Origin of the sequence: Virgibacillus dakarensis, assembly GCF_900155625.1 — a bacterium.
GTDB classification, from domain to species: Bacteria; Bacillota; Bacilli; order Bacillales; family Amphibacillaceae; genus Lentibacillus_C; species Lentibacillus_C populi.
Window position 1 is genome coordinate 540,433 of sequence record NZ_LT732553.1, and the last position, 13,190, is coordinate 553,622.

16 protein-coding genes are annotated in these 13,190 nt (G+C 41.1%); 8 read left to right on the top strand and 8 right to left on the bottom strand.

Going from position 1 to position 13,190, the window contains the following annotated elements:
• Positions 1 to 468: 468 nt before the first annotated feature.
• From CZ382_RS02695 to CZ382_RS02720, 6 genes are all read left to right on the top strand, one after another.
• Positions 469 to 2,181, top strand: a complete 1,713-nt coding sequence (locus tag CZ382_RS02695) for an IS1634 family transposase (protein ID WP_088049437.1) — start codon at positions 469 to 471, stop codon at positions 2,179 to 2,181.
• A 595-nt stretch (positions 2,182 to 2,776) separates the two neighbouring features.
• Positions 2,777 to 2,929, top strand: a complete 153-nt coding sequence (locus tag CZ382_RS02700) for a cytochrome c oxidase subunit 2A (protein ID WP_088049696.1) — start codon at positions 2,777 to 2,779, stop codon at positions 2,927 to 2,929.
• A gap of 12 nt (positions 2,930 to 2,941) precedes the next feature.
• Positions 2,942 to 3,403, top strand: a complete 462-nt coding sequence (locus tag CZ382_RS02705; protein ID WP_088049697.1) for a cytochrome c oxidase subunit II — start codon at positions 2,942 to 2,944, stop codon at positions 3,401 to 3,403.
• 15 nt (positions 3,404 to 3,418) lie between these two features.
• Entirely contained in the window at positions 3,419 to 5,098 is a 1,680-nt protein-coding gene (locus CZ382_RS02710) for a cbb3-type cytochrome c oxidase subunit I (RefSeq protein WP_088049698.1), read from the top strand.
• 221 nt (positions 5,099 to 5,319) lie between these two features.
• Positions 5,320 to 5,952 (top strand): SCO family protein, encoded by a 633-nt coding sequence (locus tag CZ382_RS02715; protein WP_088049699.1) that lies wholly within the window; start codon positions 5,320 to 5,322, stop codon positions 5,950 to 5,952.
• A gap of 3 nt (positions 5,953 to 5,955) precedes the next feature.
• Positions 5,956 to 6,513 (top strand): hypothetical protein, encoded by a 558-nt coding sequence (locus tag CZ382_RS02720; RefSeq protein ID WP_088049700.1) that lies wholly within the window; start codon positions 5,956 to 5,958, stop codon positions 6,511 to 6,513.
• A gap of 48 nt (positions 6,514 to 6,561) precedes the next feature.
• On the opposite strand, the gene CZ382_RS02725 is transcribed toward CZ382_RS02720, so the two are convergent.
• The 6 genes from CZ382_RS02725 to CZ382_RS02750 all read right to left on the bottom strand — a co-directional run bounded on the left by CZ382_RS02725 (position 6,562) and on the right by CZ382_RS02750 (position 8,572).
• Entirely contained in the window at positions 6,562 to 6,780 is a 219-nt protein-coding gene (locus tag CZ382_RS02725) for a spore germination protein (protein ID WP_088049701.1), read from the bottom strand.
• 49 nt (positions 6,781 to 6,829) lie between these two features.
• Positions 6,830 to 7,225: a spore germination protein GerPE gene (locus CZ382_RS02730; RefSeq protein WP_159457752.1), complete on the bottom strand. Its 396-nt coding sequence runs from the start codon at positions 7,223 to 7,225 to the stop codon at positions 6,830 to 6,832.
• Between the two features lie 38 nt (positions 7,226 to 7,263).
• Positions 7,264 to 7,437 (bottom strand): spore gernimation protein GerPD, encoded by a 174-nt coding sequence (locus CZ382_RS02735; protein ID WP_088049703.1) that lies wholly within the window; start codon positions 7,435 to 7,437, stop codon positions 7,264 to 7,266.
• Positions 7,434 to 8,036, bottom strand: coding sequence for a spore germination protein GerPC (gene gerPC / locus CZ382_RS02740; RefSeq protein WP_088049704.1), 603 nt, complete (start codon positions 8,034 to 8,036; stop codon positions 7,434 to 7,436). Before gerPC ends, CZ382_RS02735 begins: the two co-directional genes overlap by 4 nt.
• A gap of 81 nt (positions 8,037 to 8,117) precedes the next feature.
• Positions 8,118 to 8,342 carry a spore germination protein GerPB gene (locus CZ382_RS02745; protein WP_088049705.1) on the bottom strand — a complete coding sequence of 75 codons (225 nt, stop codon included), beginning with the start codon at positions 8,340 to 8,342 and terminating at the stop codon, positions 8,118 to 8,120.
• Between the two features lie 17 nt (positions 8,343 to 8,359).
• Positions 8,360 to 8,572: a spore germination protein gene (locus CZ382_RS02750; protein ID WP_088049706.1), complete on the bottom strand. Its 213-nt coding sequence runs from the start codon at positions 8,570 to 8,572 to the stop codon at positions 8,360 to 8,362.
• Positions 8,573 to 8,997: 425 nt separating this feature from the next.
• On the opposite strand from CZ382_RS02750, the gene CZ382_RS02755 reads away from it, so the two are divergent.
• Complete coding sequence (locus tag CZ382_RS02755; RefSeq protein WP_088049707.1) at positions 8,998 to 10,194, top strand: DUF418 domain-containing protein; 1,197 nt, start codon at positions 8,998 to 9,000, stop codon at positions 10,192 to 10,194.
• 75 nt (positions 10,195 to 10,269) lie between these two features.
• Here CZ382_RS02755 and CZ382_RS02760 read toward each other — a convergent pair whose 3' ends face one another.
• Complete coding sequence (locus tag CZ382_RS02760) at positions 10,270 to 11,466, bottom strand: ornithine--oxo-acid transaminase (RefSeq protein WP_088049708.1); 1,197 nt, start codon at positions 11,464 to 11,466, stop codon at positions 10,270 to 10,272.
• Between the two features lie 235 nt (positions 11,467 to 11,701).
• On the opposite strand from CZ382_RS02760, the gene CZ382_RS02765 reads away from it, so the two are divergent.
• A complete protein-coding gene (locus CZ382_RS02765) occupies positions 11,702 to 12,070 on the top strand; it encodes a YisL family protein (protein ID WP_088049709.1) in 369 nt (122 codons plus the stop codon).
• Between the two features lie 49 nt (positions 12,071 to 12,119).
• Here CZ382_RS02765 and CZ382_RS02770 read toward each other — a convergent pair whose 3' ends face one another.
• Positions 12,120 to 13,082, bottom strand: coding sequence for an ABC transporter substrate-binding protein (locus CZ382_RS02770; RefSeq protein WP_088049710.1), 963 nt, complete (start codon positions 13,080 to 13,082; stop codon positions 12,120 to 12,122).
• Positions 13,083 to 13,190 lie beyond the last annotated feature (108 nt).

Consider the following 13,190-nt stretch of genomic DNA (forward strand, 5'->3'; position numbering starts at 1 on the left):
AGGAGGGGGCGGACAATAAAACAGGACGAGTTGAGACAAGAAGAAACCTGTATTCATGCCAAACCTGGGAGAGCAGCCATACATCATTACTGAACAATAAACAGCCCTATTCCATAATGGAATAGGGCTGTTGCGGTTAAGAAATATGGATGAGTCCCGGATATTCCTTCACTAGCCAACTCTTTCCTTAAACCGATATATAATAACGTATGTAAAAGACAGACAGAAAGTGAATCAAATCGGATAAGTTTGCCTGACTGTCACGCCAGGTAAAAATGGATATAAGGTTTTTCTCGCGTGCCACGAACAGCCATTGATTCCCAATGAAACACTCTGCTTCTAAAACTTGTCACCTTTTGTTCTAGCCCACATTCGGCAGGTGAATAAATAAAGATAATGTATTTTTTAAAGGTTTTTTCCCGTCTTTCTCGAAACGTATAGGAAAGAAGAAAAAGGGAGGGAAATAGGATGAAGCCAAAAGATCGGGTTATGATGCTCTCTACAGGACCATCCCAGTTGATTTCTGCGATTTGCGATGAGATAGGTTTTGAGGACCTTCTTAACGAACAAATCGAATGGGATGAAAGTCGCTGCAAACTATCACCTGGTGCTCGCTTAAAAGCACTGGTTATTAATATTCTTTCGGATCGAGAACCGCTGTATCATGTTGAGCAATATTTTGAAGAACAAGATGTGGAGATGTTGTTTGGTTCTGATGTAGAAGCTTCACATATAAATGAATACGCACTTGGTCGTGCACTGGATGCCTTGTATGAAGTCAACCCGTGGAAGGTATATTCAACGTTGGCCATTTCAGCTTGCCATCAACTAGGCCTGCCTCTTGGGAGGCTGCATAATGATACGACTTCCTACTCTTTGTACGGCGAATACAACACAAAGGAAAAAGTACCGAAGTCAGAAGAAGCAGCGGAGGATTTGGAAATCACGCATGGATTCAGTAAACAACATCGGCCGGATTTAAAACAAATTGTACTCGGTATGAGTGTCACACCAGAACGTATTCCAATCTTAGCTACGGTTGAAAACGGAAATACGGATGATAAAACGTGGAATTTTACATTCATTCAAAAGCTTCGTAACTTACTGTCGGAGGAAGAATGGGGGCAACTGATTTATCAGGCAGATTCCGCCCTGATAACCCTAGATAACCTACGAGAAATACGGGGGAATCTCCACTTCATTTCCCGGCTTCCCGAAACATTCAGCTTGAGTTCTGAATTAAAAGAAAAAGCATGGAAAAAAGATAGATGGGAAGAAATCGGTCAGATAAAGCCACAAAAGAAAGCTGCTTCCTATAAACTCCAGTCATTTACAGAAAAACTGGATGGTTTTATGTATCGCTTTGTTGTCGTCTATTCGGACAAGCTCAATGAACAAAAGGAAAAAACTTTCCTGCGTAAACTGGGAAAGGAACGTATAAAACTCGAAAAGGCAATAGATACATTTGAAAGTACCGTGTATCATTGTGAATCAGATGCCAAGGAAGCTTTGGAGAAGTTTGAAAAAGAAAATGCAAGTCATTATTTCCAGTATTCATTTAAGATGGAACCGGAAGAACAAACGGAAAAACGAAAGAAACGGGGACGTCCAAAAAAGAATGAGGTTCCCAACGTCATCACGGTATATCGTCCTCATCTCCAATGTCTGGAGGAAATAGAGGAGGCAGTTGAGGAAAAGAAACGTAAATTAAGTACGTTCATCCTTATCACGGACAAATGTGATCGTCAAGAGATGACAGACTTAGAGATCCTTCAAACCTATAAAGGGCAAGAAGCTGCGGAAACGCGTTTTCGTGTTTTAAAAAGTCCTCAAATGATAGATGGGTTTTTCCTAAAAAAACCTAGCCGCGTGGCAGCATTAGGAATTGTTTTTGTGATGGCGCTTCTCGTATATGGCATTCTTGAAAATCGTGTTCGAGAAAAAATGAAACAGGAGGAGAAGCCTCTAAATTTAGCTGGAAATAGAAAGTTATTTAATCCGACAGGTCAAGTGTTATTGAAAGAGCTCAAAAAAATAAAAATCATATATATCCAGCAAAATGGAGAGACACTTCGCTTTCTTCCAGATAACATCAATGAAGAATGTAAACGAATCCTTGAACTTGCGGGTTATGATATGACAATATACGTGTCGAAACAAGCAGAAAATACAGTAGTTTAAGTGAGATATGGGGGATTGCGAAAATGAAATGTCGAATATAAAGGAAAAACAAAGAAGAAAGTCTACTATTAAGGAATTAACAAAATAGAGATATTAATTTTAAAAAATGCACCTGAAAAATAGGAGAAAGTTTATCTTTCAGGTGCCGAATATGGGTTCTAGGTAAAGAAAGTATAAAAATTTAGGTTCTATTCTGCTTACGTCAGAGTTGGCCATGTCCAGCTCCAGCGCCCAGCAACTAGCAAACTTCACACTCCTTCACTACGATAAGTCAACATCGGTTCGCTTCCAGCTCACCGTGTTTCCTTTATCTCATTGCGGAGTGCTCCAGTTTGTACGTTGCTAAACGGGCGCTTGCGCTTTTCTTATTGGATTGTGACGGATTTGTTGCAATTTATAACTGGTGTTAACAACGCGTAAACCTTTCTATACCAGTGGTTTGCCCCAATATCGTTACAGTGGGAACCCGCTGCTGCTAATTTTTCCCCCTATAACTGTAATAAAAATCACAGTTGCTCGTGATTTATTTCACTTCTTGCATAGCACTTCCCTAATAAGATGTAAGTGTAATAGTCAGAACCAAGGAGGGTTGGAAATGAACACAACCAAAGCGAATATTTCCAAACAGCAAGAGGGCGCAGATGACGTAAAATCGTTAAAAGGCACGTTGGTGTCAACAGGAATCGTCGGTGCTGTGATCGTCATAATGTGGGTAGCGGTATTTTGGTTATATATGACTAGATTATAGGGGGGAGAGGGCATGCATAAATTTGAGGAAATTTGGCTCACCTTAAGTGCAGGTATTTTAATCATTTTTATGGTGGTTGTCGGCTATCAAACGTTTGCATTAGGTATGGGGCCGCCAAGTGAAAAAGAAACGATTGATCCGCAAAAAGTAGATCAGATTGCACCATTTAACGATCCGGGAGTAAAGAAAATTGGTGAAAACGAATATGAAGTAGTCATGACACTACAGGCATTTGGTTTCAACCCAGGTAATATTGAAGTACCAGCTGGGGCAAAAGTGAACTTTACTATGACGTCAAAGGATGTGACACATGGCTTCCAAATTGCTGAAACAAATGTGAATGCAATGGTAATGCCAGGACATATTCAAAAAATATCACACACATTTGATAAGCCGGGAAACTATTTAATTTTATGTAACGAATATTGTGGCACAGGACATCAGATGATGTCTACAACAATTACCGTGAAGTAAAGGAGGGGAACTGAAATGGAACAAGCGATTCAATCAACATTACGGGAGAAAGCGAACAGAGCATTAGGTGTCAATCTCAAGGACGCGAAACTATCAAAAGCATACCTATCCGTATCCTTCATCACCTTGCTTGTTGGCGGTATTTTAGGATTATTGCAAGGGCTTGAGCGTTCCGGTTTGCTGGAATTGCCAGCTTGGCTGAACTATTATCAAGTGTTAACAGCACATGGAATTTTACTCATTCTTATTTTCACGTCAACATTTACAATCGGTTATTTATATGCAGGGGTTTCCCATACACTTGGCGGATTGCTGCCAAAAGTCCGGAAAATGGCTTGGACTGGATTTGTCCTCATGCTAATTGGTGTAGCATTAGTAGTCATCACGATTGTGGCAAATGAAGCGTCTGTTTTATATACGTTTTACCCGCCGCTTGCAGCATCACCGGTGTTTTATATTGGATTAGTGTTTGTTGTACTTGGAATATGGTCGTGCTGTTTTGGGGTGTTTATCAACTATAACCACTGGCGGAAAAATCATCGCGGTGAGGTAACTCCATTACTGGCATTTTTCGCTATGGGCGTCTTTGTATTATGGTTTTTTGGAAGTCTTGGTGTAACCACCGAAGTTTTAACGCTTATTCCTTGGTCATTGGGCTGGAAAGAAACGATCAATGTAATGGTTAGTCGTACATTGTTCTGGAGCTTTGGTCATACATTAGTAAACATTTGGTATATTGTAGCAACCTCCGCATGGTATGTCGTAGTACCAAAGATTATCGGCGGAAGAGTGTTTAGTGACAAATTAGCAAGACTGGTAGTTGTTTTACTAGTGATTCTTAATATACCTGGAGGATTCCACCATCAGATCATTGATCCGGGAATTTCGGAATCAGTTAAGTTTTTACATGTATTTATGAGTATATCAATTGCGTTTCCTTCTCTAATGACTGCATTCGCTATGTTTGCCGTATTTGAACGGGCTGGCAGGAAATTAGGTGGAAAAGGGCTGCTGGGATGGTTCAAAAAACTGCCATGGGGCGATGTTCGGTTCCTGGCGCCGATGGTTGCAATGATCGCCTTTATTCCTGCAGGAGCTGGTGGTATTGTAAATACGAGCAACCAGATGAACCAGGTTATTCACAACACATTATGGGTAGTAGGACACTTTCACCTGACAGTCGGGACATCAGTTGTTCTAACATTCTTTGGAATTTGTTATTGGCTGATCCCGTATTTAGCAAAACGCAAGCTAACACCACAAATGAATAAGCTTGGTGTCATTCAAACGATCATTTGGACGGTCGGAATGATTCTCATGTCTGGTTCCCAACATCTAGTAGGGCTCCTTGGTGATCCAAGGCGTACAGCTTTTACCACATACGGGGATCATAACACAGCATTAAGCTGGGTTCCTTATGAATATGTGATGGGGATTGGCGCGACGTTATTGCTAATCGGGGTAATTATTCAAGTTTACGCCGTATTTAACATGATGTTTTTTGCACCAAAAGGAGAGACTGAATTTCCAATCGGTGAACCGGAAGACGATGCACTGCCAACGCCAATTTGGATGGAACGCTGGGGGTTATGGATTGTCCTGATGCTAATGGTTGTTGCGATGGCGTATGTCGTACCTGTTGTTGATTTTATTGTAAATGCACCTCCAGGATCACCACCGATCAAGACATGGTGAAGCAGAGGTGGGATGCCAGAGGTCGGAAGCAGGAGAAAGAAGATCGGCGAATTCATTGCATGCAAATCTTGCCTCCGAATTCTGGCCCCTGATTACTGTATAAGTTCAGAGGCCAGTGAACAGAAGTCGGAAGTCAGAGAAAAGAGATCGGTAAATTCATTATATCTAAATCTGACCTCCGACTTTTGTCATCTGATTGCTGGATAAGGAAGTGATCGTTTATGAAAAATTGGCGTAATACGTTAGCTATTATACTAGTCATCATATTTGGAAGTGCATTATTTTACGTTGGTACAGATGGGTTCAGGGCGTTTACTGCGGAAAGTGCGAGAACATATGAATTGTTAAAAGATAAGCCAGTTTTCCCTGATGTGACATTACAGGACAGTCAGGAGCGGACATATTCATTCGATGAGTTTGCCGAGGGGAAAATTGTGTTTCTAACGTTTATGTATACAAGCTGCACAACCGTGTGTCCGCAATTGGAAATGAATATGGCTGATGTTTATGAGGCGATTCCGAAAAAATATATTGGCAAGGATATCCTTTTCTTAAGTATCAGTTTTGACCCGGAGCGGGATAATCCGGAAACGTTAGCGAAATATCAAACCTATTTCGGCAGTGATGGTGAGACTTGGCGAATGGCACGGATCAATGATAAGAAAGAGTTGGATTCATTATTAAAGAGATTAGGTGTCATTGTCATTCCTGATGGGAACGGAAATTTCACTCATAATACGGCATTCTATTTAATAGGTAAGCAAGGTCATTTAATGGAGATACTGGATTATACGAAAATAGAAGATGCTGCAGATACCGTTATCGCGATGCTTGGTAATGAAACGGGGGGCTGACAAATGAAACAGGCAATGTATGGTTTATTGTTATATATTTTTTTGATCCTGCCGCCTGTTGCGAATTTGCTTGAGTCGATTATGATTGTTCATATGCATACCCAAATGCCGCTGCTCGTTTTTTCCGGATTTCTTATGGCGCAATTTTTCCAACTCCGCTTTCCACGCTTTTTTGCCAAATGGAATCAAAATGGTGTACCAGGGCTTCTCCTTTTCCTTATCGTTTGGAGTTATTGGATGATACCACGGGCGATGGATGAGGCAATTACGATTCAGGTCGTCGAGATATTTAAATTTATTAGTTTGCCATTTTTAGCTGGGGTTCCCCTACGTGATAGTTGGAAGAAGCTCAGTACTTTCGGAAAAAGATTTATTTACGTATTTATTATGCTTATTTTTTCATTAATGGCAGTTTTGTATATTGGTACGGATGAACAAATATGTAACAACTACCTGGAGGTCGATCAAAAAACACTTGGCTGGGGGTCACTTGCGATGGCGGCGTGTATGATTATTTATGGTATCCAGTTCATTTTCACCGATCAATCAACCTATGAATAAAGAATCCGCCCTCCGCGATTTTGGATTAGATTTGCGGAGGACCGATCCCTATGCGTTTGCAGATATAATTTGGTCGTATGCATCCTGATCAAATGGGTTTGTCGAGCTAATACCTGTATTGGTACAAATAAAGTCCCCTGTGTTGAACGAACCGGAACCAGAGCTTGTTTTTGATGTGCTTTTGGGAGACAGGTAAAAGGAATCTCCAAAATTAACAACCCCACCATCAATGCTGTTTACTTTTAGCGGACCTACAATAGATGGCATTTTTACACCTTCCTGGGTTTTTTTCTTCCTAGGATAAACTATGAATCCTTTATGTGCTTTGTGCAGGGCTAACATCTTCTTCACGCAAGATCCGGAAATGTTTTATTCGAGCCTCGGCAGATAGTTTATGAATGCTGCCGATTTGAAAGATAGAAGAAGTATCAACCCCAATGAATTGAGCCTGTTGTACATGGATAGATGGCTCATGATGATAGATTCGCTGCTTTACGTTACTGCTTTTATTCAGCCACTTGGCAGGCCGAGTAAATAAATCGTAATTTGTAAATGGGACATCGTCTTTAGGAGTGAACACAGCCCCTTCTTTTTGTACTGCAATCACCCTTGAAATTGGCCGTGAAAATTCCGTATCGCCGATTGCTAAAATGGAACTAAAGGCAACGGAAGCACCTTCGACATTTTTTACACATGCAGTCCTTTTTTCCAATTGAATCACCTTTTCAGAAATCTGTTTAGTCTGCTTTATTATGGCGCTAATGGAACAATCGCTCCAACCGTGAAAGCTTCAGGTGGGGTATCGAAAAATGATGAAAGGATCATTTCATCATTATCACCGATCAGAAACACGGATGAGGCTGTAATGGCATCAATTTCCACATTACATACGTTTAATCCCCAGTTATGAACTTCCAGATTCATTGATCTTCTCCTTTTTGTTCATTTCCTTGCATATAGGAAACAAGCGATTGGTAAATTTCTTGTTTAATTTGCTCCGTAATGTAGGCCGTTAATTGATCCTCTGAAACTACTTTATTGTTTTTTCTTGCTTCTTGCTCGTAAAAAGCAATCCGATGGGGAAGTTGTTTTTCAATATCCTGGAGCATGATGGATTGGAATCCTTTATCAACAGGGTTCCGATATTGTTCAGCTAAATGCTGGATAAGTGTCGGTCCCTCTTTGCTGAGATACCGGCTTAAATCAGTTAATAACGTTTGCTTGATTGGCTGTTCGACACCAACCTGGTCGCCCTGGTTTGCTTGGTTTGCCTGGTTAATTCCAAGGTCATCAATGTTCGCCAAGTCACTTGGTGTCAGCCCGATATGCAGTGTCCCGTCAAGTCGCTCAATTTTTAGCTGATCAAAATTATATTCGATTTTCTCGATTGTGTTTTTGTTTTTCTCCTGTGCGATCTGTTCCACTTGATTTAGCCTTGATTCCAATTTTTTTATTTTCTTATCTTGTTCTTTCATATGCTGATGGAGGTCGTAAAAGTAATTCGTCCATTCATTTCCGTTCATGAAAAAGTCCCCCTAAATACCTGATAGATCAATTAGCGCTTTTAAAATAGGCTAGGGCCCATGATTATTGTATGCGGCTCTTTAAAAGTTGTGCTTCCTCGTCTCTGGTGCTAGCGGAATTAATGGGGAAGTTATATTTCTAACTGCTTCAGCTTCTGCCGCCGGTTCGGTGTATCCTCCGGTATTGTGGATATCTGCTTGTGACTGGATACTGCCAGTACTGCCAATTTGTAAAACGGAAGAATTTGTAATTGAACCGATTTTGATGATATTAATATGGATGGACTGATGAATCGTAATATTCATATTCCTCACTCCGTTAATTACTCAACTGGCTGGTCAATAAAATCTTTGTCATGAACATACGTATGCGAATTGGCAAGTTTTACCCGAATGCCGTCACCTGTATTAAAGGAACCGCCGCCAGCATAAGTTTTTGCCGAGCTTTCCGGGCACATGGAATATACGTCGCCAATATTAAAAATACTGGACGAAGCAACTGTTATGACTTTAACTGCACCTACTTTTGCTGGCATTGATAGTCCCCCTTCTTTATTAATGAAAAAAATTGAAAATTAGCTATATTAATTTATTATCTGGAAAGGCTACGTCCGGCTCCAGCGCCCAGCGGCTAGTGCAACACCCGCCTCCGTACGATAAGTCAACATCCACTCGGGTAAGAAGGAAGGCCGACTAAAAGCGGACTTTGCGTCCAACGTCGGCATACCCCTTTTGCAGGGGCATGTTTCCTTTATCTCCTACGGTAGGAATGTTCGGTTAAAACCGCTGCTTTGCGCAACAACACCGAACCACCCACGTTGCGCGGGCGCAGCACATACGCCGCTAACCGGGCGCTTGCGCCTTTGTTCTATAGTTTATGTGATTTTCCTAAATTGTTGAAACAGGGAAGGAAGTACAGCGAGCAGCAGCGAATATATAATTAGGAGGGAGGGGGTGGGAGATGAACAGTCAAGCTGCTCCAATAAAAGAAGCAAGTCGCCTGCAATGGGTCGATGCCGCTCGCGGATTTGCGATATTTGGAATATTTATGGTGAACATCGGAGCATTTTCCGCTCCATATTTTTTGTATGGTGGAGCAGAGGATACGTGGACTCAGACGATTGACCGCTATACGATGGAGATAATCGATATTTTCTTTCAGGCTAGTTTTTACACGTTATTCTCCCTATTATTTGGATTTGGTTTTCAAATGTTGAAGGAACGACTTGTGGAAAAAAATATTGATGTCGGTCCATTTTTGTTTCGCAGACTTTTTATCCTGATTTGTTTCGGTGTGATTCATGCTTTTTTCATTTGGAACGGAGACATTTTACTTTCATATGGCATTATCGGGCTGTTTCTGCCGGCATTTATCAATCGTTCGAACAAAACAATGGTAATCTGGGCAGTGCTGATTTTAGGTGGTAGTACATATGTCTATTCCCGTTTCTTATATGCCTTTAGGGATTATTTGGATTATTATGATGTTGCTGCCATTTATTTGGCGATAGAGCATTATAGCAGCAGTAATTTGCTTGTTATTCTCGGCCAGAATAGTAAAGACTGGTTTTACGCAAATGGCATATTCTCGTACTTTATGTTAGCAACAACATTATTACCGTTGTTCCTTTTCGGCATGTTTATCGCCCGGAAACGCTGGCTGCATCAGCCTGATAAAAACAAAAGTCTGCTTGTTACGGCATGGGTTATAAGTCTTGTTATTTTCCTGGTGTTAAAAATGGGGCCGTATGCGTACGGGAATCCGACATGGTTTTCGTATATTCAGGATAATATTGGCGGAACAGCATCCGCATTATTTTATGTCCTATCGATTGTGTTGCTAACCCAAACTAAAACGGGTATGAAACTAATGAAACCATTAACATATGTTGGTCGCATGTCACTAAGCAATTACATAACACAGTCGATTATCTGTTTTATCCTCTTTTATGGAGTCGGGTTTGGGTTGTATGGGTCAATCCGCCCAAGTGTTAGCGTGGTGATTGTTGTGATCGTTTTCGTTGGTCAAATTTTTGTGAGCAGATGGTGGTTTTCCCATTTTCTGTTTGGTCCATTGGAATGGATTTGGCGGAGTTTAACATATTGGCAGCGGCAGCCACTGAAAAAGGTCCGAAAAGAACAGTTGTCTAGTGAATAGCTATGCAAGTTGTAGACAGTAAACTGTGCAGCATCAACAAAACAAGGCTTTCCAAATAGAAAGCCTTGTCACCTATTACTCTGCTAAAACCTCTTTAATATGCTTAATCGCCCAGTCCAAATCTTCTTTTTTAATAATAAGTGGAGGTGCAAAGCGAATTACATTTTCGTGTGTTTCTTTACATAGCAATCCTTTTTCTTTTAACGCCTCGCAATATGGACGGGCAGATTCCGTTAATTCAACGCCGATAAATAGTCCTTTGCCGCGAACTTCTTTAATCGCTGGGTTATCAATCTTACGCAATTCGTCCATCATATAATTGCCAAGTTCCAGTGAACGGTCTGCCAGGTTTTCTTCCTCCAGCACTTCAAGCGCGGCTACGGAGACTGCACATGCTAATGGGTTACCGCCGAATGTTGATCCATGTGATCCGGGGTTAAATACACCAAGAATATCTTTGTTGGCGACGATGCAAGAGATTGGCATCACACCACCGCCAAGTGCTTTTCCTAAGATGAGAATGTCCGGGGTGACGTCCTCCCAGTCACAGGCAAACATTTTTCCAGTACGAGCAAGACCCGCCTGAATTTCATCGGCAATATATAGTACGTTGTTCGCTTTACAAATTTCATATGCTTCCTTCAGAAACCCTTCCGGCGGGATAACGATACCTGCTTCCCCCTGGATTGGTTCAAATAGGAAGCCTGCCGTGTTTTCATTAATAGCTTCCTTCAATGCCTCAATATCGCCATATGGAATAAGTTTGATCCCTGGCAGCATTGGGCCAAATCCACGCTTGTATTCTGCTTCTGATGATAGAGAAACCGCTGTCATGGTACGGCCATGGAAATTTCCTTCACAGGCAATGATCTCGGCCTTGCCTTCTGCAACACCTTTCACATCGTATGCCCATCTGCGCGCAGCCTTGAAAGCTGTTTCGACAGCCTCGGCACCAGTATTCATTGGCAGGGCATTTTCTTTGTTTGTCAATTTGCAAATTTTTTCATACCATGGGCCTAACTGATCATTGTGAAAGGCACGAGAAGTTAATGTTACGCGATCAGCTTGTTGTTTTAATGCTTCAATAATTTTCGGGTGCCGATGTCCCTGATTAACTGCTGAATAGGCACTTAGCATATCCATGTAGCGGTTGCCCTCTGGATCCTCTACCCAAACACCTTCTGCTTTTGTTATCACAACAGGGAGCGGATGATAATTTTTTGCCCCGTACTCCTGGGTTTGATCGATAATTTGTTGACTTGATTGTGCCATCTTATCCCTCCTGGTTTTTGGAAAAACGCTGCTTAAATTGAGCGGCAAGTTCGTGTTTTTCCGAATTCTAAAGTGAAATACAATACATTTTTCATTATAACAGTTTTCTGTATGTTTGACTTCCCTTAGCAATGTTCATATAATTTTCAAATGAATTTATTGGATGGACATGATATGATAGCTTTATTAGGCAAATAAATTGGCCAGTATGAAAAACATTGAGGAGGAACTTCGGGTGAATACACATTTACACATAACAGCTTGGGCATTGGCCTTTATCTTGTTTATTATTGTTGTCATACTCAATAAGCAAGGGAAGGCGAAGGGTGCAAAAATTGTTCAAATGATTTTAAGACTGGATTATTTACTGATCCTGTATTCAGGCGGGGCATTGCTGGCAAAATATTTTGGTGGAAGTCCAATGATGGGAGAGGCCATCTTTAAAGGACTTGCAGGTATCTGGGCAATATTTGCCATGGAAATGATCAGCTTGAAAACAGGTCGGGAAGAGCCGACCAAAAGCTGGTGGATCCAATTGGTAATCGCTGTATTGTTAACAATGGTTTTAGGATTTGGTCGACTGCCAGGCGGCTTATTGCCATAAACTATAAAGGGCAAGCCCCCATTACCTCTGGGAGACTTGCCCTTTATTTTTATTTCACCAATTCTTTTAACACATCATCAATTGTTTTCTCTGATGCAATTAGTCCTTTATTTGTCCAATGGCTTGGGTCGTTCAGGGTATAAACATGATCATTTTTGGCCGCCGGCGTATTTTGCCAGACTTGACTATTTTGTAATGTTTCCATTCCTTGCTCGCCTTCTTCAGCCAATAGAAAGACATGATCCGCTTTCAGTTCGGATAGCTTTTCGATGGAAATCGGATTCCATTGCGCTTTTGCATTACCTAAACTATCAACTAATGCTGGCACTTGCAATCCAAGATCGGAATAAAGTACGTCAGCAACATGACGGTCTTTCTCAAATAGATAAAATTTATCTCCCATGACCATTATAGCAGCAACCGTCTGATCACCAATTGCGTCAGTAAGCTTTGCTTTTGCGTCTTGCACCTTATCCTTATACTGGTTTAAAACATCCGTAGCTTTGTCTTGTTTTTGGAATATTTTTCCGAACGTTTCAATTTGTTTTTTCCAGTCGGTGGTCACTTCTTCAGGCATAACGTATGTTGGTGCGATCTTTTGATAATCCTCATAGCTTCCTTCATAACTGTCAAGATTACTTTCCAGGATAATTAAATCCGGACTTTTCTCAAGCACTTGCTCAACAGGCAGGTTCCATTCAATTCGCGGTACATCCTTGAGCTCGTCTTCCAAATAATTTTGGATTGATTCACCGATGGACCACTTGGCAACGGGCGTTATCCCTAATGCTAATAAAGCATCTTCGTGATACGGCGCAATGACATTCTTGATGTCTGCCGGTAAGGTTACCTCACCCATTTTACTATCAAGTGTTACCTCTGTATTACCCTCTGATTCCGTTTTGGACTCATTTGTTTGCTTATCATCTGCACTATTTCCACAAGCAGCAATAATCATGGATAGTACAACTAGTAAGGCGAAGATGGTAAGACGTGATGGGATTCGTTTCATATATGTAATTCTCCTTTTTAATGTTTTCCCTAACGGTAATGATAATCATTTTCAATTGAATTGTCAATTAATTGTTGAATCCTTCGATCAAATATCATTGCAGTACAT